The organism is Rossellomorea sp. NPDC077527 (assembly GCF_044542955.1).
GTDB classification, from domain to species: Bacteria; Bacillota; Bacilli; order Bacillales; family Bacillaceae_B; genus Rossellomorea; species Rossellomorea aquimaris_E.
Genome location: NZ_JBITVL010000001.1, coordinates 902,798 through 924,335 on the forward strand (window position 1 = coordinate 902,798; position 21,538 = coordinate 924,335).

Here is a 21,538-nt window from a genome sequence, read left to right on the forward strand (position 1 = left end):
AGGGGGGGATCGCTGTGACCTTACGTGAACGGATTAAGAATAGATTGGACGAATGGACCAACCCGTCATCGAAGGAACTGAAAGAAATCTTGCAGTCTCTTAACCTAAGTCTTGATGATCTAGAACCATACTTACAATCTCCAGAAGGAAAGCCATATTATCGAAAGCTCCTTTATCAAAATGAAATAGTAGAAATTCTCGTGATGAATTGGTCTGAAATCGAATGTGCTCCGCATGATCACGGTGAATCAAAAGGGTGGATTCAAGTCATGAATGGGACTTCAGTCAATACAATCTTTGAAGTAAAGGAAAACGGGCTTCCACGTGAGATATTTGATCGCGAATATAGGGAAGGTTCATTCTTCTTTGCACCTAAAAAAGGTGTTCACAAAATGAAGAAGGAGGGAAGGGCAGATTTAGTGACCCTCCATATCTATTCCCCGCCCATTCAAGGGATGAAAGTGTATGACTTGGAAAAATGCGCTGCCTGTGTTGTTTCTGAAGAGTGTGGGGCATGGTGGCCGGATCATATTAGGCAAAAGGTGAAGGAAATGCAATTAAAATAGAAAGAGCGTTTCTCCATGTCGGAGGAACGCTCTTTCTATTAATGCACTCTTACCGTTTTAGCATCTTTGCTTTCCACGCCTGTAGGAGAAACAGAGGTTACCCCATAGGTGTACATCCCGTCTTTTTCAACGGAAGTATCTTCATAGGTTGTAAGATCATCTTGGGAATACACGACATCCACGATGTTCGCAGGGTTCGTGTAATCTCCCTCTTTCACTCCATCAAAGCGGTAAATGACATACTTTCTGGCATCTGAGTGTTTTTTGTCATCAATGGTCAAGGTAATAGCCTCTGCCTGTTTGTCTGCTTTCACCGTGTTCGGTTTCTTTGGAAGGGCATCATTGTTCCAAGGCGTGGCCGGAGTCAAGGCTTTCTCCGTATAGATTTCATTTCGTAAGATGTCGGCATATCCAAGACGGTTTGCAAAAATTTGACGAAGTGAGAAATGCATTTGTCCAAGGGCTGTTCCATTATCTCGGTTATCCGTGATTTGTCCTGGCAGTTCATAAGGGTTGAACCATTCCTGGTCAAAGTTGTCGCCTACCTTATAATCGGCCATCCCGATATAAAGATTGACAGGATGCTCGTAGGAATATTCATTCACTTCATTGCTCCACCAATCGAGAAGGATGGAGTAGTTGGCGACAGCGAGTTTCCTGGACCAATAGATTTGTGGAGTAATATAGTCGATGCTCCCATCTTTGATCCATTGGCGGGTGTCGGCATATAAGTCATCATAATTCGTTTGACCTGCCTGTGTTTCACTACCAGTCGGATCATCGGCGATGTTTCTCCAAACGCCAAATGGAGAAATCCCAAATTGGACATACTCTTTGATGTCTTTGATTGCTGTGTTGATGTCTGCTACTAGCTCATCGACGTTGTTACGTCTCCAGTCGTCGATTGAATCGAAGCTACTGCCGTATTTCTCGTATGTATCTTGATCTGGGAAGGTTTCTCCTGCAATTTTATAAGGGTAGAAATAATCATCCATATGAATTGCTTCTATGTCATAGTTGCTCACTAACTCTTTTATAGTATCAATCAAGTATTCTTGTACTTCAGGGATTCCAGGGTTGAGATAGTACTGCTTGCCATACTTCAGGACCCATTCCGGATGAAGCTTGGCCACATTATCGTCTGCGAGTGATTCGATCGTTTGATTCGCCATCGTGATCCGGTAAGGGTTCACCCAAGCGTGAACCTCGATTCCGCGTTTATGCGATTCCTGAGTCATAATGGCAAGCGGATCATAGCCTGGATCGGTTCCTTGCTCGGCACCCGTAATATATTGGGACCACGGGGCAAGCTCGGAAGGATACAAGGCATCAGCTGTCGGTTTGACCTGATAGACCACCGTGTTGAAATTCAATTCCTTTAATTCGTCGAGGGTAGTGACCACCCAATCGGTAAACTCCTGCTTGTCCATTCCGGCCGCCATGTCAATATTGACCACTGTGGCAATCCACGCAGCCCGCATCTCGTGCTTCGGTGATTGAGTTTCAGCAGCGCTTGCTTTTCCGGTAGAGAAAGGGAGAGCAAGTGAGAACAACATCACCGCCATGATCATGTACTTTACTGTTTTCATTAACATACTCCTCTCGTTTTGGTAAAAGTAACCGTTTTCATTTTGTTGAAATAATACTTCAATAAAATTCAGAAAAATATGAAATATTATTTCTAATTTCATTATAATAGGTCTTGAACTAATGGTATATAGTACCAACGAGGTAAAAAATCTGAATATTCAATCGATAAACAGGATAATAGGACTAGGTGAATCGTTCTAAAATACATGAAAAAGGAAAGAATGAATAACAATCTGGTGTAAAATAGGAGAGAGGCCAATTGGGGAGTGGATGATATGTTCAAGGACATAGCCATAGATCAATGTGATTTCGATCGGTATACATTCGTGGATGTCCGGTCTCCTTCTGAATACAGGGAAATAACGATCCCGGGAAGCGTGAACATTCCTGTATTTGATGATGGAGAGCGGGCAGAAGTAGGGACGCTGTACAAGAAAGTAAGTAAAGAAGTGGCAACGGAGCGGGGCTTGGAGATCTTTTCGGCTAAGCTTCCCCGTTTCATCAAAGAATGTAAGAAGCTGGATGGTCAGATTGTTGTGTTTTGCTGGAGGGGTGGCATGAGGAGCAAAGCCGCGGCAACCTTCCTGGATTTGATGGGGATGAAGACATTACGGGTCCAAGGCGGAGTAAGAGCTTATCGGCACTGGGTGTTGAAGGGGCTTGAGGAATTTGAAATGAAATCGGACACCTTTGTATTGAACGGTGGGACAGGCATCGGAAAGACAGCTATTTTGAAAGAACTTCAGAAGGAAGGGTATCCAATTCTTGATATTGAAGGACTGGCCAACCATCGAGGCTCCATCTTTGGGGAAATCGGGCTGACCGCCAACAATCAGAAAACATTCGATTCCCTCCTTTTCCAAGAACTGAAGAAGCTGAAGAAATCTCCCTTTCTCTTATTTGAAGCAGAAAGTAAACGGATCGGAAAGCTGCTTCTCCCAGATTTCCTGGTGGAGGAGAAAGAGAAGAATGCGTTTCATCTCTTCATTGAGATGCCAATGAAGGTGAGGGTGGATCATATTTTACAAGAGTATCGCCTGCACGAGCATCATGAGGAATTTGTAGAAGCGTTCAGGTTGATCAAGAGAAGGATCCACAGCCCGGTGGCAAATGAAATTGAGGATGAGTTGAAAGGGAAAAACTACGAGCGAATTCTGGAGCTGCTCCTGGAGTATTATTATGATCCGCGATACAGGCATATGGCGAACCAATATCCTGCGGAAAGAAGGGTCACGATCAAGGTCCATTCAATCGAAGAAGCCTATCAGGAGATCAAAAAGCTTCTTCAGGAAAAAAGTTTATTGGTTCCTGTGCAGTAAGACCTTGGCCATGGGGCAAGGTCTTTCTTTTTATAAAATGTTCATAGAATGGGTTGACCGTGTAGTGCACCACATGGTTTAAGATTGAAGTGTGAGGTGATGGGGGTGTACAAGGTAAGCGAATTCTCCAAGATGACGGGGCTGAGTAAGGAAACACTGCGTTACTATGCCGAAATCAAGCTGCTTGAACCTGTATATATCGACCCTGCAAACCATTACCGCTACTATGATAATGGATCTTATCTTGTGGGGCGACTATTGGTTTACTTGAGGAGATTTAACTTTACCATACAAGAAATGCTCGCTGTCGTGAATGATGAATCCTTTGAGAATCTGGAGGAGTTAATCAAGGCGAAGAAACGGGGCCTGCAAGCTGAAGTAGAGCGAATACAAACGGTTATTCAGGAAATGGACGATTTCTTTGAAATGGGAATGGGGGATGAAATGGATGATTAAATGGCATGAAGAACGGATCATACCAGTTAATATTGAAACGGTATGGCATTTATTCGAGCTTGAAAACATTCAGCGCATTATGCCTAATGTCGTTGAAAATAAGGTGCTGGAACAAAAAGAAGGAGTGGTAGGCTCGACCTACCAGCAGAAATACAAAGAGGGAAAAAGGATTGAAACATACATCGTTGAAGATCTGGAATACGAAAATACTCCTGACAAAAAGCACAACAAAATCGGCTTCACACTGGCCAAGGCATTTGACATCGAGGCTGCATTCACCCTGCATAAAATAGATGAGCAGCAAACCAGATTCATCTATACAGGGGAAAACAGAGGACTGAACTTCCTGGGCAAAGTACTCCTCAAACTCGGTGGAGAAAGAAACAACAATAAAGTCGTCACCGAATTCATGGACAGGGTGGAAACAGAAGCACTGAAAGAAGCGTAAGAAAGAGGGACGGACCTCCGATTTTTTCGGAGGTCCGTCCCTTTTTCTTGTGGTTTGGAAAAATGATTATCTGGGAATAGAAGAAGAGTTTCAGCTGATGAATGCTCGGTTGGTCCCATTTGAATTAGAGGTCCGTCCCTCCTAGCATTACGGAAATTTCTTGCATCTTAAAAAATTTTTTTTAGTGATTATTTTGCATGAAAATTCATGTTGATTTCTAGTTGGATTTGCTTAGGAACACGAATTATTGTAAGCGATTTCTTTATTATAACATCAAGCTTTTAAAGATTCTGAATATTAAGTCAATGAGAGTGTTAATCTAACGGGCTTCCACTTTATTATTCCATATATATTTGTAAAATATACACTGTATCCATTAACATAATTTTTCGTTTTTTCTAAATTTCATGATATACTAACGAAAATTAAGAAAATTTAATTAATCGGTTATTTATTCAAAAAATATACAAGTTTAGTAGAGGAGGACATTGGATGAAAACGAATCTTCCTGTAGCGCAAGGGATGTATGATCCTGCGCAAGAACATGAAGCATGTGGAATTGGAATGATCGCAAATATTGATGGGACGAAGAGTCACAGCATCGTACAAAACGCCATTAATATTTTATGTAACTTAGAGCATCGCGGGGGACAATCGGCTGATACGAGTACCGGGGACGGTGCAGGTATCCTCACCCAAATCCCTCATCATTTCTTTAAAAAGCAATGTGAGAAAGAAGACATCATCCTTCCGAGAAAAGGGGAATATGGGATTGGAATGGTGTTCCTTCCTGAAAATTATGAGAAGCGCCAAAAGAGTAAAGAAATTTTTGAACGCATCATTGAAGAAGAAGGTCAAAAGACACTTGGCTGGAGACCTGTTCCTCTCAACGATTCCTTTGTAGGGAAAGTAGCATCGAAGTCAAAACCGTTCATACGACAGGTTTTCATCGGAGTATCCGAAGACATTCAATCCCGGATGGATTTCGAACGCAAGTTATATGTGATAAGAAAGCGAATTGAAAAAGAAGTCGCAACGGTAGAAGGACAAGAGGATGTATATCTATGTAGCTTGTCTTCCACGACCATTGTCTACAAAGGGATGCTCATCCCGGAACAGCTCGATTCCTTTTATATTGACCTCAACCACCCTGAGTTCCGTTCAGCATTAGCACTTGTACATTCCCGCTTTAGTACAAACACTTTTCCAAGCTGGCAACGGTCTCATCCAAACCGATATACGATTCATAATGGAGAATTCAATACGCTCAGAGGGAATGTGAACTGGATGCGCGCACGTGAAAAACTGTGCCGATCAAGTGCATTTAAGGATGAAGATTTGGAAAAAATCCTCCCCGTTATTGATGAGACAGGCAGTGATTCCTCCATGTTTGATAACTGCTTTGAATTCCTTCATTTATCAGGAAGATCCCTTGCCCATACGGCCATGATGATGGTTCCGGAACCGTGGGAAAACGATGAAACGATCCACCCCAAGAAGAAAGATTTTTACGAATACCATAGCTGTTTAATGGAGCCTTGGGATGGACCGGCAGCCCTAGTATTTACGGATGGAACCCAGATAGGTGCCTGCCTTGACCGTAACGGACTGCGTCCAGCCCGCTACTATGTGACTAAGGGGGGCATGATCGTTCTTGGATCTGAAGTAGGTGCCCTCGATATCTTTGCCGACGACATCGTGTACAAAGACCGTCTGCAGCCAGGGAAGATGCTTCTTGTCGATCTTGAGAAAGGACGAATCATACCGGATGAAGAAATCAAACTGCGTGTTGCTTCTGAGCAGCCATACAGACACTGGCTTGATAATAACAAATTCGAACTGGATGATCTGCCCGAAACGACCCATGAAGTGGTTCAATTAGATTCGGAGGAAGTGCTCCTGCAGCAGCAGGCCTTCGGCTATACGACAGAGGAATTGAACAAGATCATCAAGCCGATGGTGACGGATGGTAAAGATCCGGTCGGCTCAATGGGGTATGATTCACCTCTGGCGGTTCTATCGAAAAAGCCCCAGCTTCTTTATAACTACTTCAAACAATTATTTGCACAAGTCACGAACCCGCCGATCGATGCGATCCGGGAGCAGATCATTACTTCAGTCGGAACCACGATTGGTGCAGAAGGAAATCTGGTGAATCCGGGACCTGAAAGCTGCAGGCATATCCACCTCAAGACACCGATCCTGACTGGTGAAGAACTGGAAAAGCTTAGACACCAAAATGAAAAAGGCTTTAAAGCCGTAACGTTACCAATTTTGTTTGATGTAACTGAGGAAGGAAATCAACTTGAAGGTACTCTGGATGCTCTATATGAAAAAGCTGACCAGGCCGTAGCAGGTGGCGCGACCCTCCTTATTTTATCCGACCGAGGTGTGGTGAAGGATAAGGCAGCGATTCCAGCCCTTCTTGCTGTTTCCGGTCTGCATCACCATCTGATCCGCAAAGGGACGCGTACAACCGTCAGCATCCTGCTCGAATCGGGAGAGCCACGGGAAGTCCATCATTTTGCAACCCTTCTTGGATACGGGGCAGAAGCTATTTATCCATATTTAGCGTTTGAGACATTGCGGGATTTGATTGGAAAAGGTGAGCTTCAAGACAAAACGTATGAACAAGCGGTGAACAGCTTTGTGAAATCTGGAACAGACGGTGTCATCAAAGTTCTATCCAAAATGGGGATTTCTACTATACAAAGTTACCGTGGTGCGCAAATCTTTGAAGCGGTGGGCATCCATAAGGATGTCATCGATAAATACTTCACCCGTACCGCCTCAAGACTCGGTGGAATCGGGATGGATATCATCGAAAAAGAAGTGCTTTTAAGACATCGAAAAGCATTCAATGATCGTAAAGACAATCAACGTACATTGGAGTCGGGAGACGAATTCCAATATCGTAATAACGGAGAGGATCATGCGTACAACCCAAGTACGATCCACACACTCCAACATGCATGCCGTACGAATAATTATGAACTATTCAAGAAATATTCCAATATGCTGACGGATGAAAAGCAGAATTTGCAGTCATTGCGAGGGCTCCTTTCATTTAAAGAAACGAAGCCTATCCCGATTGAAGAGGTGGAATCAGTCGAAGAAATCTGTCGCCGTTTCAAGACCGGCGCGATGTCATTCGGCTCCATCAGTCAGGAAGCCCATGAAGCATTGGCAATTGCCATGAATAAAATCGGTGGGCGGAGTAATTCAGGAGAAGGCGGGGAGCATCCGAGCCGGTTCGTTCCGGATGAAAATGGGGATTCACGCCGCAGCTCGATCAAGCAAGTGGCGTCAGGACGCTTTGGTGTTACAAGTCACTATCTCGTAAACGCAGACGAAATCCAAATCAAGGTCGCCCAAGGGGCAAAACCGGGTGAAGGAGGACATCTTCCTGGTAAAAAGGTTTACCCATGGGTTGCTGAAGTTAGGGGATCGACCCCGGGAGTGGAGCTCATCTCGCCACCGCCCCATCATGATATTTACTCAATCGAAGACCTTGCCGAACTAATCTATAACCTGAAAAATGCAAATCCCCAAGCCCGCATCAGCGTAAAGCTGGTATCAGCCGTAGGAGTTGGGACGATTGCGGCAGGTGTGGCAAAAGGTCGAGCGGACGTTGTGTTGATCAGTGGGTACGATGGTGGAACAGGTGCTGCACCAAGAACCAGTCTGAAACATACAGGATTGCCTTGGGAAATCGGTCTTGCCGAAGCGCATCAGACTTTATTGCTAAATCGCCTTCGCGACCGGATTGTCGTCGAGACGGACGGTAAAATGATGACGGGCCGCGATGTGGTCGTGGCATCACTTCTTGGAGCAGAAGAATACGGCTTCTCGACAGCGCCTCTTGTTGTTCTTGGCTGTGTCATGATGCGCGTATGTCATATGAATACATGTCCTGTCGGAATTGCGACACAAGACCCTGAGTTACGCAAAAAATACACTGGTGACCCGGAACATGTAGCGAACTTCATGCGCTTTGTTGCCCAGGAAACCAGGGAGCTGATGGCTCAGCTTGGGTTCAGGACAATCAACGAAATGATAGGAAGAACCGATATCCTGGAAGCCAATGAGGCAATCGATCATTGGAAAGGAAAAGGAATCGATCTTTCCGCGCTTCTGTATCAACCAGATGTACCTGAGAAGGTAAGCCGTTATGCTACCAAAAAGCAGGATCATGAGCTTGAGAAGACACTTGATTATCAAGAGTTGATTCCACGCTGCAGGAATGCAATTGAAACTGGTGAGCCGGTTGAATGGACGACAGCAATCCGTAATATTCATCGTGTAACCGGGACGATGCTTGGAAGCGAAATCACGAAACGGTATGGGGCGGAAGGCTTACCTGAAGATACAATCCGTCTGACATTCAAAGGATCTGCCGGACAGAGCTTTGGTGCTTATATTCCAAAAGGACTGACATTAAGACTTGTTGGAGATTCCAATGACTTTGTCGGAAAAGGATTATCAGGCGGTAAGATCATCGTCCATCCGGATCCGACAGCAACGTTCATCCCTGAACGAAACACCATCATCGGAAACGTGTCCTTCTACGGGGCATCCGGAGGAGAAGCCTATATTTATGGAGTGGCAGGCGAGCGTTTCTGCGTCCGTAACAGTGGGGCACAGGTTGTCGTGGAAAGCGTCGGGGATCATGGCTGTGAGTATATGACTGGAGGAAAAGTCGTTGTCCTTGGCCTTACAGGAAGAAACTTTGCAGCCGGTATGTCTGGCGGAGTAGCGTATGTCCTGGATGAAGATGAAACCTTCCGTTCAAGATGTAATCAGGAACTTGTCCTTGTGCAGCCTTTATTTGATCCGGAAGAAATGAAAGATGTATACCAGATGATCGAAAAATACGTTCATTATACAAACAGTAATAATGGTAAGAAAATATTAGCGAACTGGGATTCCTACGTGTCCAAATTTGTGCGCGTGATTCCGAAATCCTATCTCAAGATGAGAGAGCGGATCAGTGAGCTTGAAAATAGTGGATTAGAGAAATTCGATGCGGAAATGGCTGCATTTGAAGAAGGTACGAAAGAAGATAAAAAAGTACTGGAACCTGCGAATTAATCAGGGAGGGGGATATAATGGGAAAAGCAACTGGATTCATGGAATATAAACGACGAACATTGGATGAACGGCATCCGGCTGAAAGGACGAAGGATTGGAACGATTATACGTCGCCTCTTTCGGAAGAAGAGGTCAAGAAACAAGGTGCGCGCTGCATGGATTGCGGCGTTCCCACCTGTCAGTCCGGAATGGAAATCAACGGATCGACTACTGGTTGTCCCGTTTATCACTTGATACCGGAGTGGAACGACCTGGTCTATCAAGGACAATGGAAAGAGGCATTAAAGCGAGAGCATCAGATGAATAACTTTCCCGAATTCACCGGCTTTGCCTGTCCGGCACCGTGTGAAGGGGCTTGTGTCCTCGGTATCAATGAGCCGCCTGTAGCGATCAGAACCGTGGAACGCTCGATTATCGAAAAGGGCTTTGAAGAAGGCTGGGTCATTCCTGAGCCTCCGGAGCACCGTACGGGCAAACGTGTGGCCGTCGTGGGATCAGGGCCGGCAGGATTGGCGTCTGCGGCACAGCTGAATAAAGCCGGTCACCTTGTCACTGTTTTTGAGAAGAATGATCGAGTAGGCGGACTATTGACGTATGGTATTCCTGAAATGAAGCTTCCATACTCAGTCGTAAAGCGACGTGTCGATATTTTAGAAGAAGAAGGCATTGAATTCGTGACGAATACAGAGGTAGGAAAAGACTATACAGTTGAAAACCTCCGTGAAAACTTCGATGCCGTCATTCTGTGCGGCGGAGCAGCCGTCCATCGCGATATCCAAGTGGATGGTCGTGATTTGAAGGGCGTGCATTACGCCATGGAATTCCTGCATTCCAATACAAAGAGCTTATTAGATTCCAATTTGCAGGACGGTAATTATATTTCTGCTGAAGGAAAAAATGTCATCGTCATCGGTGGTGGGGACACGGGCACTGACTGCCTGGCCACTTCCGTAAGGCATAATTGTAAAAGCCTGACGCAATTCGATATTTATGATAAAAAGGGTGCCATTCGTGATGAAGTCGGCAACCCTTGGCCGCAATATCCGGTCATTCACCGAGTGGAGTACGGACAAAAAGAAGCGGCTGAAGTACTTGGAGACGATCCGCGTGCGTACGCTGTCATGACCAAGAAATTCGTCGGTGATGAAAATGGACACATTAAAGAAGTGCATACGGTTAACGTGAAACTTCGATATGACGAAGATGGCAATAAAATTCGTGATGAAATCCCTGGAACCGAAAAAGTCTGGCCAGCGGATCTTGTCCTTCTCGCCATCGGGTTCAGCGGTCCCGAACAAGACCTGATCAAGGAACTTGAAGTCGAAACAAACAGCAACTCCACAGTGAAAGCAGAGTACGGAAACTACATGACGAGCGTCGACGGTGTCTTCGCTGCAGGAGACATGCGCCGTGGCCAAAGCCTCATCGTCTGGGCCATCAACGAAGGCCGTGAAGCAGCCCGCGAATGCGACCGCTACCTCATGGGCACAACAGAACTACCTTAATAGTAGAGGGACGGACCTCCGTCAGGCTGGATGCCTGATGGGGTTTTTTGTTGTTTGAGGGACGGACCTTTGTGGGGCATGAAGCCTGATGAGATTTCTGTTGTATGAGGGATGGACCTCCACGAGGCAAAGGATATCTTATCGGTGGAAGTAGTGAATGATAGTCGGAGGGTCTTTTTTTGGGAGGGTGTGGGTCGGAAATTGGTTAAAAAGTGAGGGAGTCAGCTATTTTCTATGTGGAATGTGGTGACGCATTCCTTTGATCGCTCTGAACTTGCGCTTAGAAATATAAATAGGTCTCATTAGATGGTCCTGAAGAAGCTTTCTATTGAGGTATTGGAGATAATTGCGTCATTTTGGCCCGTGATTGCGTCATTATTAAGTTTTTTGCGTCATTTTCATCATTAATTGCGTCGTTCTACATAATAATTGCGCCATTTTCCATTTTATTGAAATTGAACAAACCTTCACTAACCCAAATCCCCATCTAAGGTCCGTCCCTCTTCACCTATAATTCCACTAAAAGTCCTGCATACACACCGACACCCACTTCTAAACAAGTACATGCCGGAATATTTTTTATAGAAGGGGTTTTGTCCGCTATAAAGAGACAAAGCATTTTCAAAACAGACTGATAGGGGGAGAACAAAATGATGAAATACTTGCAGCGTATTGGTCGTTCGTTGATGCTGCCTGTAGCCGTGTTACCGGCAGCGGCGATTCTGATGGGGATCGGGTATTGGATCGACCCGTCTGGATGGGGAGCCGATAGTCCAATTGCCGCTTTCCTGATTAAGGCAGGGGCATCGATTATTGACAATATGGCGATTCTGTTCGCAGTAGGGGTCGCACTCGGGATGGCGAAAGCGAAGGATGGTTCGGCTGCACTGAGCGGATTGGTCGCTTATCTTGTTATTACCACATTGCTATCGACGGATTCCGTTGCTTTGTTGCAAGGGATTGATAAAGAGGCGGTGAATCCGGCGTTTGCCAAGATCGGAAATCAATTTGTCGGGATTCTCTCTGGGATCGTCGCAGCCAGTATGTACAATCGCTTCAGTTCTGTGAAGCTTCCGGATGCACTTGCCTTTTTCAGCGGGAAACGATTGGTACCGATCATGTCGGCCGTCGCTATGCTGGTTGTTTCAGGCGTGATGCTGTTTGTGTGGCCGGTGATTTACACGGCGCTTGTTTCGTTCGGGAAGGAAATCAGCGGTCTCGGGTTTACAGGGGCCGGATTATACGGTTTCTTTAATCGGTTATTAATTCCTACTGGCTTGCATCATGCACTGAATTCCGTGTTCTGGTTCGATGTGGCCGGAATCAATGATATCGGGAACTTCTGGTCCGGCACTGGGGAAAAAGGTGTGACGGGGATGTATCAAGCGGGATTTTTCCCGGTAATGATGTTTGGTCTTCCGGCAGCAGGTCTTGCCATTTATCATGCAGCGAAACCGGCTAAGAAAAAACAGGTCGCCTCGCTCATGCTTGCAGCAGGATTTGCTTCGTTCTTCACCGGAGTAACGGAGCCAATTGAATTTGCTTTCATGTTCGTTGCGCCACTCTTATATGTAGCACATGCCGTGCTGACAGGGTTATCCCTTGCGATCGCTTCCTTCTTCCACTGGACGGCAGGTTTCGGCTTCAGTGCCGGGTTCGTCGATTTTGTCCTGAGCTCAAGGCTTCCGCTGGCAAATCTTCCGTATATGCTTTTGATTCAAGGTGTGGTATTTGCTTTCCTTTATTATTTCTTATTCCGTTTTATGATTGCGAAGTTCAATCTGATGACACCGGGGCGTGAAGAGGACGGCGAAGAGGGGCAGGCGTCACCTATCCTCACAGGGGAAGATAAGTTTGCCGTCATGGCAGCGGAAATCTACGCTGGACTTGGCGGAGACGAAAATGTAACGTCTGTTGAAAACTGTATTACCAGATTGAGAGTGGAAGTGAAGGACATGGGGGGAGTGGATCAGGAGCGAATCAGAGCGACCGGCGTTCCGGGCATTCATGTGGTTGGTGAAAATAGCATTCAAGTGATTGTCGGGACATCGGTGCAATTTGTGGCGGATGAAATCGAGAGGATCCGGGGGTAAGATTTTTCTTCCTGAGGCAAGGGGGATTGTTGTTTTTTGTCGAATGGCAGATATATCGTGATTTTGGCAGATATATACTCCAAATGGCAGATATATTTCTCAAATGGCACATAAATCCCCCAAAACGGCAGATAAACAAATTCCACCCACTCTCCCCAAAAAGGAGTGGGTTCTCTTTCTCTTCTACACTGCAAAAACGTTTCTAATGGTCTATACTTATCTTATAGAAATTACCACGGAAAGGTTTTTACCCATGACGAAACTGAAAGAATCGGATCTTTATCAACCGATCCAGAAGCATTTTCATAAACAGGGATATCAGGTGAACGGTGAAGTGAACGACTGTGATCTGACGGCAATGAAAGAAGGGGAGCTGTTGATCGTCGAGCTGAAGCTTTCCTTGAATGTCGAGCTTCTGATCCAGGCAACGAAGCGTCAGCGTTTGACGGATCTTGTGTACATTGCGATTCCGAAGCCGAAGCGAACCCGATCTAAGCGGTGGAATGATGTACGCCATTTGGTCAGGAGGCTGGAGCTTGGTCTGATCACGGTTTCATTTACGACAAAGACTCCGAAGCTTGATTTTGTCATTCATCCGGAACCCTTTGATCGGAAGAAGACTATGAGGAATAGCAAGAAGAAGCGTGTGGCCCTGGTGAAAGAAATCGAAGGACGTAGTGCGGATTACAATGTGGGCGGGAGTAATAAAACGAAGATCATGACCGCTTATAAGGAGAGCTGCATTCACATCGCCTGCTGCCTCGAAGCTTACGGACCCATGTCTCCAAAGAACTTGGCAAAGCGTGGTACGGGTGACAAAACGCCATCCATCCTCCAGAAGAATTATTATAAGTGGTTCGAGAGGGTGAAAAGGGGTGTGTATCAACTCACGGACACGGGTAGAAAAGAGCTTCAGGAATATCCTGAACTTGTAAGCTATTACTCACAGAAAATAGAAGAAAATCAATAAGAGCCTGCCTCACGGGAAACCGGGGCAGGCTCTTATTTGCTTCCCACTACTAGTACCCGCGTTCTATTCATATACATAAGATTAATGAAGGTACCCGGGAGGACGAATGATGAAAAAAAATATAGAAAGTACGATCCGTCGTTTAATACATGACCTTAAGCAGCGGCAAAGTGAACAAGGCAGCTGGTCCTTTTGTTTTGAAAATAGTGTGATGACCGATGCGTATATGATCATTCTTATACGCTCACTTGAGGCGGATGAGGATGAACTAACAAGGCGACTGGTTGACCGCCTTTGGAAATGTCAGACAAGGGAAGGGACGTGGAAACTCTTTGAAGATGAGAGGGAAGGCAATCTGTCGTCCACCATTGACGCATATTTTGCTTTGAGGTTCAGTGGGTTGGTTGAAAAGGAAGATAAGAGACTGCTGAGAGCCGAACAGTTTATCAAGAAAAAGGGTGGATTTCATAAGGCTCATTCTATCACGAAATTCATGCTGGCCATTTTTGGCCAATTTGACTGGAAGCATCTCCTACCGATTCCGATTGAATTTCTGTTGCTTCCGAAAACATTCCCACTGAATTTCTGGGATCTAAGCAGTTATGCACGCGTCCACCTGGCTCCGCTCTTGCTGCTGAAAAATGAACGTTTCATTTTGAAAACAAGCAACATACCGAACATCCGGGATCTTTCCCGTTCCTCTGAAATCGTCAGTTTCAACGACCGTGAGCTGAGGTTATTTTCAAAAATCAGTGAAGGTATACAGGGGTTGGCAAGCATTCCATCCCAACTCCATCAACAAGCCCGTCAGTTTGCCCTGTCTTACATGCTGCAACGGATTGAAAAGGACGGAACCTATCTCAGTTACTTCAGCACGACCTTCTATATGATTTTTGCACTGCTGTCACTGGGATATAAGAAGAATGATCCCATTATCGTAAAGGCTATGCAGGGATTGAAAGAGATGGCCTGTGAAACAAACAAGGGGATTCATATTCAAAATTCTCCTTCCATCGTTTGGGATACAGCCCTGATCAGTTATGCCTTGCAGGAAGCAGGAGTGGATGCAGGAGAAGGTTCCATAAAAAAATCGGTGGGTTATCTTCTCAAGGAGCAACACTTTAAATACGGGGATTGGGCAATAGAGAGTGGGGTGAATCCCGGAGGATGGGGGTTTTCAGAGAGTAACAGTATCCACCCTGATGTGGATGATACGACAGCCGCTCTCAGGTCTATCACTTACTCCGCTGCAGAAAATCCGCTCATCCGTCCATCGTGGGATCGTGGGATTGAATGGGTGATCGGTATGCAGAACCGGGACGGAGGGTGGCCGGCTTTTGAAAAAAACAAGACCAAACAGATTCTCACGTCTTTTCCGTTGGATGGTGCTGAAGCTGCGGCCATCGATCCTTCCACTCCTGATTTAACGGGGCGGACACTTGAATTTCTTGGGAGCAGGGCAGGATTGACAGGGGACCATCCGCAGGTGAAAAAGGGTGTTGAGTGGTTGAAATTAATGCAAAAGGAAGACGGATCCTGGTACGGTCGCTGGGGTGTGTGCTACATCTATGGAACATGGGCCGCGATCACGGGAATGAAGGCGGTGGGAGTGCCCTCGTCCCATAAACAGATTCAGAGAGCAAAGACTTGGTTGGAAAGCATTCAACAAAAAGACGGAGGTTGGGGAGAATCCTGTTACAGTGATCAGAAAAAGACATTTGTACCCCTTTCCTTCAGTACTCCCTCACAAACCGCATGGGCATTGGAGTCGCTTATCTGTATTGAAGATAAACCGACACCTGCGATTGATCTTGGTGTCACGGCGCTTCTCGAATTATTGAATGGTACAGCAGGAGGCATAAACAGAACATACCCAACGGGAGTCGGCCTTCCAGGAAACTTCTACATTCATTACCACAGCTATCAATGGATCTGGCCGCTCATCACCCTCAGCCGGTACAAAGAGAAATACGGTTGAGGTCCGTCCCTCCTAGAGGTAGAATAAAAGTAAGAATATTCTAATAAAAGGTGGTGGCATGGTGAAAGAGGCTTCGTTCCCTTATCCCTTTAAGGGGGATGTGTATCGGTATTCAAATAATTCGATTCCATTGGAAGAGGCGGGGAGTGTGGAAGTAACTTCTTCTTATCTGGAAGAAATCAAGCTTAAACGGAAATTGTTGACTCACCATCCCGACCGGTGCTTTCAGTCTCTGCCGCATACCTTGAAAGCTCAATGGGAAATAGCGGAGCTTGTGATCGGGCATCTCATCCGGCAATATCCTCAGAAGTTTTCTCTTGAAAAAAATGGAGGGAAATGGACGTTCCATAACCATATCCTGGATGAGCAAACATCCTTTATACCGGGGGATGACTCCACTTTGTCCATGGAGCCACTTGATTTCATCGGCCGTCATGTTCAAGAGGACCTGATCTTCATGATGCAGCGGGACGGGGATTTATTTCTGGATGCGGGGCAGCTTTGTTTTCCAGCCAACTGGTCCCTGGTGTTTAATACCGGAATGAATTTCAAGGAGATACACGGACCGATCCCAGGTTTTAAAGATGAGGGTTTGGATCAGCGGATATTAACGTTTTTAATGAGAATGGAAGCGGGAGATCCGTGGGTAAGGAGGAATTGGTCGTTAATGGCGGGAAATCGCCTGGATACTTCTCTGGAAACATTCGATGAGTGGGGAAAAGGACGAAGAAATGTCTCAAAAGAAAACGTTGGAGAATATGTTCACCTGCGGGTAGAGGTACAGAAGCTGTTTCGTTTGCCTGGTTCAAATGGGCTGCTCTTTACGATTCACACCCATCTTCTCTCACTTGAAGAATTTACGGAAAATCAGGCTTGGACGGATCAGTTTTATCATATTCTACAGGAGCTTCCTGACCGGATTGCCGATTATAAAGGCATCATCCTATTTAAAGAAGAGGTCATGGATTACTTGAGAGAAAAGAGGGTGAGGAATTGAAGGGAACATTGCAGCCTTCGTTTGTACCATCCAAACGAAAGTATTTATTCTGCGGTGATCAAGAAGGAATGGAGCGACTCTCCTCTGTTATCGAAAAAGTACGTAAGGATCATCTGCCTTTTGAATCGTTCATGGTGAATGGAAAGCAAGAAACGGATATCGCTCGATGGATGGAGAATCAGAAAATGGGGAGTTATCTTTACATAGCAATGGAATGGAACAGGCTTACAGATGTCAAAAAAATCGCAGAAGAGTGCGGATTTTCAGAAGAGGAAGCACAGTATATCGGTCACGGAGAAAGGTTCATCAATGTGTACTGTTTTAAATGTCATCAGAAAATGAAAGTGAATAGCGGGCTGATCCACTCATGCACAACCTGTTTACAATGCCATTTGGTGTTATCCATTTCCGATCACTACTCTTCCTTACACGAATCCTATCTCGGTTATGCAGCAACGACAGGAAGTGACCTCAGTTGAATCAAGATAAAACCATACCCGTCATCGTCCAATGGATTCATCAGGAAACTGCGCATGTCAAACGCTTTTCACTTGCTCCTGTAGGGAATGAGCCTCTTCCTTATTTTAGTGGGGGTTCCCATATCACTACGTATGTAGAGGGGGAAAACGAGACGATTATCAGGTCCTATTCCCTCACGAATTCTCCCCAACAATCGGATACTTATCACATAGCCATCCGTTTACATAAACAATCCAAGGGCGGATCCCGTTTTTGGCATGAGAGAATGAAAGTAGGAGACACCCTCCGCATCAGTCATCCACAGAATCATTTTCCATTGAGCTTTAAAGCGAAGCATCATGTATTTTATGCTGCGGGAATCGGGATCACTCCATTCCTATCCATGATGGCAGAACTTAAAGGGGAAGAGCGCTCCTTTGAACTCCACTATGCAGCAAAGTCAGAGAAAGATTGTTCATTCTATTCTCATTTAAAAAACAAGTATCCTGAAGAGACCCACTTTTATTTTTCAAACGAAAAGAGACTAAATGATGAGAGTCTGTTGGAACATAGAATCGGGACTCATGTGTATTTTTGCGGGCCATCTTCTTTTATGGATGAATTCATTGCAAGCGCCACTAAAATAGGATATCCCCGCTCAAGCATTCACTATGAACGGTTCACCCCTCCACAGTCAATCGTCCGTCATGACTTTTTGGTAGAGTTGGAGAGTGGTCCCACCATTCAGGTGACACAGGATATGACCCTATTAGAAGCCCTTCACAATGCAGGAATCAAAGCACCTTATTCATGCCGGGTCGGTCGATGTGGAACTTGTGAGATTAACGTATTGGAGGGAGAAGTCGAACATGGTGATTCTTTCTTGAGTGAAGAAGAAAGAAATGAACACCGCTCGATCTTAACATGTGTCTCCAGGGCAAAGACAAAGAGATTACGGATAGAACTGTAATGTGTCATTGCCATAACATGAGATGTCTGCCGCTCATGAACACGCCCTTGCGTGTTTTTTCTTATTTCAACAAAAAATCGAACGAAAAAGGAAAAACTCACCAATATATAGTATACATGCAAGGGGGGATCGTCTTTGAATGACAAAGAGGAAGACTTAAAGAGCCTGGTGAATCAGGTAAAAGCGGGCAATAAAGAAGCCTTTGGAAAATTGTATGATGCAACCATCGGGGATGTTTATAAGAATGTCTATTTTCTATTATCGAATAAAGACGGAGTGGATGATCTGGTTCAAGAAATCTATATGGGTGTTTATCGTTCACTAAGGAAGTTTAACGGTGACCAGCCGTTTACACCATGGCTCATAGGAATCGCGGTCAATCAGGTGAAGTCCTTCAGAAGGAAGAACTGGGTATATGAACGCCTCTCAAGAAAAGTCGCAGAGAATGAGCGGAATAAGGAGAAAGTGGCTGAGATCATCACGGGCATAGAAAATGATTTTCTTTATCAGACGATTGAAGAACTTCCCTTTAAGTTAAAGCAAGTGATCATCCTCCGCTATGTAAATGAGTATTCTCAAGAGGAAGTAGCAGCAATCCTGCACATTCCCATCGGAACCGTCAAATCCCGTATTCATGCTGCTTTGAAAAAGTTGCGGATGAGCGGGGAAAAGCAGAAGATCTTGATGAGAAGGGTGGGGGATTTATCATGAATTTGGAAGATCAAATCAGGGAAAATCTACAGGTTAAAGGGCAAAGAATCAGTCCGCCTCCACGATTAAGGATGGCCATCATGAATACGCTGCCCGAGAAACATAAAAGATGGAAAAAAAGACTGATTACAGTGATACTCCTGCTCATGTTCTTTGTTCCGACCACGACCATCGCTTACCAGTCTTATGCCGCCGACAGTCTCTACGGTTCCTTTGACAATCTGAAGAGACATATTTCCACCGCAACAATGAAAGGGTATTTCCTTCTCGATGCGAAGTTTTCCCAGGCAAAAGGAGAACTGGATAAGGAAGAGTACGATGAATTCAAGGAATTGTTGAAAAAGATCACCCAGGCTAAATTGACCTACGCTGATTCATATGGAAACATCGACTACACAACGTTACCTCCTGAGAAGGCTTTGGAAATGCGGGAAACCTTTTTTCAAATCCAACCGTATTTTGATGAGTTGAACAATCAGGTGTCAAGTAAGGATGTGTTATCGGGCGAAGAATATAATCGTTATATTGATGCCCTTATGCTGTACGAAACCATCGTTTCCCAAAGTGGCGTCGATCCATCAAGCGGTGTCAAAGTGGAAGATATCCTCCCAGAATTCCAACGTACATTTCTGGATATTAGTTCTTACCTGGAATATGTAAATGAAAAGCAGGTAAATTTGAAAGCACAATGAATGTAAACAATATCTAATACAAAGAAAAAGACCCGGAACAGACCCGGGTCTTTTTCATTCACTTACCGAGTATCGCCATAATCCCTTTATAGATTAAGAAAAGTGAGAATATGAGAATAGCTAAAATACCGATGATGTCCGTTACCGGGGATACACTTGCTAAAAATGTACCGGCCAATGGAACCTTTAACAATGCGAAACCGGAAAGAATTCCTGCTACTAACAAAAGAATAAATCGATCCATTCTGTTATGCCTCCTCTCGGGCTATTATATGTAGGAGGGAACGGGAAGTTGAACCCAATATTTGTTAGCAGATGTGAAAAAGGAGTGAGCCTTGGTCATTCCAATTCATAATAGCTGATTTCATTGGACATCTTCTCGGATGCCAGCTGGAACCCTTTTTCTGTTTGCCCGGTTTTGACATAATGCAAAAATAGCATTCTTTCATAATGCTGATTCATCAACTGATTACCTGTATGTTTAAAATGGGGAAGGGCGGTTTGTTCGATATATGTATAAAGCTTGTTCTCATCTTCTTTCAGGGTCAATAGGTAGATCTCGAAGAATACATGCGTGGGATCCTGATGCGCCCTGGACATCTTCATTCCTCTTTTTACCAAGTGATCAAGCTCTTCTTTAGGAAGCAGGTTTCCTTTCATACAGGAAAGGATATACCCGCTCAGTGTGACTAAATAAGAGGAAGCGGGCGTTTTCTCTGTCGTCAGGGCCAAAGCTTTTTCGTACGATCCCTTTGATTCTGAATATCGTTTTCTTCGGAAATACTCAAACCCCAGATTATTGTGGATCTTGTGGGCCCTTTCTTTCGAATTGACAGATTCACAGACTCTGAGAAGTTTATCGTATTGTTGCTTGGTTTGCTCCATGTCGAACGGTTCTTTGGCATTCAGTTGGATGAGTATAAGGATTTCAGAATCAATGACCCTGAGGATATTTAATGTTTTTTGAAAGTATTGCAGTGCCCTTTGACCATAATAATAGGCGAAAGTGTTTGAATGAACGGAATGATAGGCTGTTGCCAGATGGTAATAATATTCAGCGTTCGGATATTCATCATCGATCCCTTTCAAGGCTTGGATGCAGGAGTGGAATTCCCTCGTTGAATAGTGATAGATTCCTTTCACATGCAGTAATAAGTTGAGCTCGTATGGGGAAAGTGTGTCCTTTTTATTCTCTAGCATGTCCAGGAGGTCTTTTGCTTTCTGCGGGTTTTCCATAAGCAAATAATACCTTGCTAATAATAAATGGTATTGTACAAAAAAATCGGATAGAAATCGCAAGGGTTCTTTTTCAATTTCTGCTTTTAGATGATGGATTTCACGGATACGTATCATAATGATCGCATCGTTCCATTCTGCTAATGTAATCTGAAGAGATTGATAGCGGGAACGTTCAGCATCCATATCGACTCCGAGCCTGTCAGCAAGTAAGTCTGTGATTTCACTGGAATACTCTGTGATCCCTCTTTCAATTTTACTTAGATGCGTGGTCGAACAGATTCCCCGTGCCAACTGATCTTGAGTCAATCCTGCATCTTCACGATGGAATTTAATTAATTTACCTTCAATCATAGTACACCTCGAAGTAAAATAGTTTATTATCCATTATAGGAAAAATATTCTCCGTGTACTATAGAAGTGAAACAAGACGGAGGTCTGAAGGCAGAATCATCCA

Annotated in this window: 17 protein-coding genes; 14 read left to right on the forward strand and 3 right to left on the reverse strand. The window is 44.8% G+C overall.

Annotated elements, in window-relative coordinates:
* The first annotated feature begins 14 nt into the window (after window positions 1-14).
* Window positions 15-566, forward strand: coding sequence for a cysteine dioxygenase (locus tag ACIGG7_RS04630; RefSeq protein ID WP_397549009.1), 552 nt, complete (start codon window positions 15-17; stop codon window positions 564-566).
* A 38-nt stretch (window positions 567-604) separates the two neighbouring features.
* On the opposite strand, the gene ACIGG7_RS04635 is transcribed toward ACIGG7_RS04630, so the two are convergent.
* Window positions 605-2,161 (reverse strand): glycoside hydrolase family 10-like protein, encoded by a 1,557-nt coding sequence (locus tag ACIGG7_RS04635; RefSeq protein WP_397549010.1) that lies wholly within the window; start codon window positions 2,159-2,161, stop codon window positions 605-607.
* 270 nt (window positions 2,162-2,431) lie between these two features.
* Between ACIGG7_RS04635 and mnmH the strand changes: the two genes are divergently transcribed.
* From mnmH to ACIGG7_RS04700, 13 genes are all read left to right on the forward strand, one after another.
* Window positions 2,432-3,475, forward strand: a complete 1,044-nt coding sequence (gene mnmH / locus ACIGG7_RS04640; RefSeq protein WP_397549011.1) for a tRNA 2-selenouridine(34) synthase MnmH — start codon at window positions 2,432-2,434, stop codon at window positions 3,473-3,475.
* 105 nt (window positions 3,476-3,580) lie between these two features.
* Window positions 3,581-3,931 carry a MerR family DNA-binding transcriptional regulator gene (locus ACIGG7_RS04645; protein ID WP_224943175.1) on the forward strand — a complete coding sequence of 117 codons (351 nt, stop codon included), beginning with the start codon at window positions 3,581-3,583 and terminating at the stop codon, window positions 3,929-3,931.
* Entirely contained in the window at window positions 3,924-4,379 is a 456-nt protein-coding gene (locus ACIGG7_RS04650) for an SRPBCC family protein (protein WP_397549012.1), read from the forward strand. The genes ACIGG7_RS04645 and ACIGG7_RS04650 overlap by 8 nt, the downstream gene beginning before the upstream one ends.
* Before the next feature lie 492 nt (window positions 4,380-4,871).
* Complete coding sequence (gene gltB, locus ACIGG7_RS04655; protein WP_397549013.1) at window positions 4,872-9,470, forward strand: glutamate synthase large subunit; 4,599 nt, start codon at window positions 4,872-4,874, stop codon at window positions 9,468-9,470.
* A gap of 17 nt (window positions 9,471-9,487) precedes the next feature.
* Window positions 9,488-10,975, forward strand: coding sequence for a glutamate synthase subunit beta (locus ACIGG7_RS04660; protein ID WP_397549014.1), 1,488 nt, complete (start codon window positions 9,488-9,490; stop codon window positions 10,973-10,975).
* 650 nt (window positions 10,976-11,625) lie between these two features.
* On the forward strand, window positions 11,626-13,068 hold the full coding sequence (gene nagE, locus ACIGG7_RS04665) for an N-acetylglucosamine-specific PTS transporter subunit IIBC (protein ID WP_224943186.1): 1,443 nt from the start codon (window positions 11,626-11,628) through the stop codon (window positions 13,066-13,068).
* A 253-nt stretch (window positions 13,069-13,321) separates the two neighbouring features.
* Window positions 13,322-14,038, forward strand: a complete 717-nt coding sequence (locus tag ACIGG7_RS04670) for a DUF2161 domain-containing phosphodiesterase (protein WP_397549015.1) — start codon at window positions 13,322-13,324, stop codon at window positions 14,036-14,038.
* Between the two features lie 106 nt (window positions 14,039-14,144).
* Complete coding sequence (gene shc, locus ACIGG7_RS04675; protein ID WP_397549016.1) at window positions 14,145-16,016, forward strand: squalene--hopene cyclase; 1,872 nt, start codon at window positions 14,145-14,147, stop codon at window positions 16,014-16,016.
* A gap of 58 nt (window positions 16,017-16,074) precedes the next feature.
* Window positions 16,075-17,013 (forward strand): heme-dependent oxidative N-demethylase family protein, encoded by a 939-nt coding sequence (locus ACIGG7_RS04680; protein ID WP_224943192.1) that lies wholly within the window; start codon window positions 16,075-16,077, stop codon window positions 17,011-17,013.
* Window positions 17,010-17,492, forward strand: a complete 483-nt coding sequence (locus ACIGG7_RS04685; RefSeq protein WP_224943195.1) for a hypothetical protein — start codon at window positions 17,010-17,012, stop codon at window positions 17,490-17,492. The genes ACIGG7_RS04680 and ACIGG7_RS04685 overlap by 4 nt, the downstream gene beginning before the upstream one ends.
* On the forward strand, window positions 17,489-18,442 hold the full coding sequence (locus ACIGG7_RS04690) for a PDR/VanB family oxidoreductase (protein ID WP_397549017.1): 954 nt from the start codon (window positions 17,489-17,491) through the stop codon (window positions 18,440-18,442). The genes ACIGG7_RS04685 and ACIGG7_RS04690 overlap by 4 nt, the downstream gene beginning before the upstream one ends.
* Window positions 18,443-18,577: 135 nt before the next feature.
* Window positions 18,578-19,153, forward strand: a complete 576-nt coding sequence (locus tag ACIGG7_RS04695) for a sigma-70 family RNA polymerase sigma factor (RefSeq protein ID WP_397549018.1) — start codon at window positions 18,578-18,580, stop codon at window positions 19,151-19,153.
* Window positions 19,150-19,845 (forward strand): DUF3600 domain-containing protein, encoded by a 696-nt coding sequence (locus ACIGG7_RS04700; RefSeq protein ID WP_224943204.1) that lies wholly within the window; start codon window positions 19,150-19,152, stop codon window positions 19,843-19,845. The genes ACIGG7_RS04695 and ACIGG7_RS04700 overlap by 4 nt, the downstream gene beginning before the upstream one ends.
* Before the next feature lie 58 nt (window positions 19,846-19,903).
* Here the strand turns inward: ACIGG7_RS04700 and ACIGG7_RS04705 are convergent, their stop codons facing one another.
* Together ACIGG7_RS04705 and ACIGG7_RS04710 are read right to left on the reverse strand one after the other, a co-directional pair.
* Window positions 19,904-20,089, reverse strand: a complete 186-nt coding sequence (locus ACIGG7_RS04705) for a hypothetical protein (RefSeq protein WP_219167074.1) — start codon at window positions 20,087-20,089, stop codon at window positions 19,904-19,906.
* Between the two features lie 95 nt (window positions 20,090-20,184).
* A complete protein-coding gene (locus ACIGG7_RS04710; protein ID WP_397549019.1) occupies window positions 20,185-21,435 on the reverse strand; it encodes a helix-turn-helix domain-containing protein in 1,251 nt (416 codons plus the stop codon).
* Window positions 21,436-21,538: the final 103 nt, after the last annotated feature.

Bases quoted from the DNA above. Each gene is read 5' to 3' on its own strand.
- ACIGG7_RS04660 (WP_397549014.1), top strand. From the start codon at position 9,488: ATGGGAAAAGCAACTGGATTCATGGAATATAAACGACGAACATTGGAT.
- ACIGG7_RS04680 (WP_224943192.1), top strand. From the start codon at position 16,075: ATGGTGAAAGAGGCTTCGTTCCCTTATCCCTTTAAGGGGGATGTGTAT.
- mnmH (WP_397549011.1), top strand. From the start codon at position 2,432: ATGTTCAAGGACATAGCCATAGATCAATGTGATTTCGATCGGTATACA.
- nagE (WP_224943186.1), top strand. From the start codon at position 11,626: ATGATGAAATACTTGCAGCGTATTGGTCGTTCGTTGATGCTGCCTGTA.
- ACIGG7_RS04705 (WP_219167074.1), bottom strand. From the start codon at position 20,089: ATGGATCGATTTATTCTTTTGTTAGTAGCAGGAATTCTTTCCGGTTTC.
- ACIGG7_RS04710 (WP_397549019.1), bottom strand. From the start codon at position 21,435: ATGATTGAAGGTAAATTAATTAAATTCCATCGTGAAGATGCAGGATTG.
- ACIGG7_RS04700 (WP_224943204.1), top strand. From the start codon at position 19,150: ATGAATTTGGAAGATCAAATCAGGGAAAATCTACAGGTTAAAGGGCAA.
- shc (WP_397549016.1), top strand. From the start codon at position 14,145: ATGATGAAAAAAAATATAGAAAGTACGATCCGTCGTTTAATACATGAC.
- ACIGG7_RS04635 (WP_397549010.1), bottom strand. From the start codon at position 2,161: ATGTTAATGAAAACAGTAAAGTACATGATCATGGCGGTGATGTTGTTC.
- gltB (WP_397549013.1), top strand. From the start codon at position 4,872: ATGAAAACGAATCTTCCTGTAGCGCAAGGGATGTATGATCCTGCGCAA.
- ACIGG7_RS04650 (WP_397549012.1), top strand. From the start codon at position 3,924: ATGATTAAATGGCATGAAGAACGGATCATACCAGTTAATATTGAAACG.
- ACIGG7_RS04670 (WP_397549015.1), top strand. From the start codon at position 13,322: ATGACGAAACTGAAAGAATCGGATCTTTATCAACCGATCCAGAAGCAT.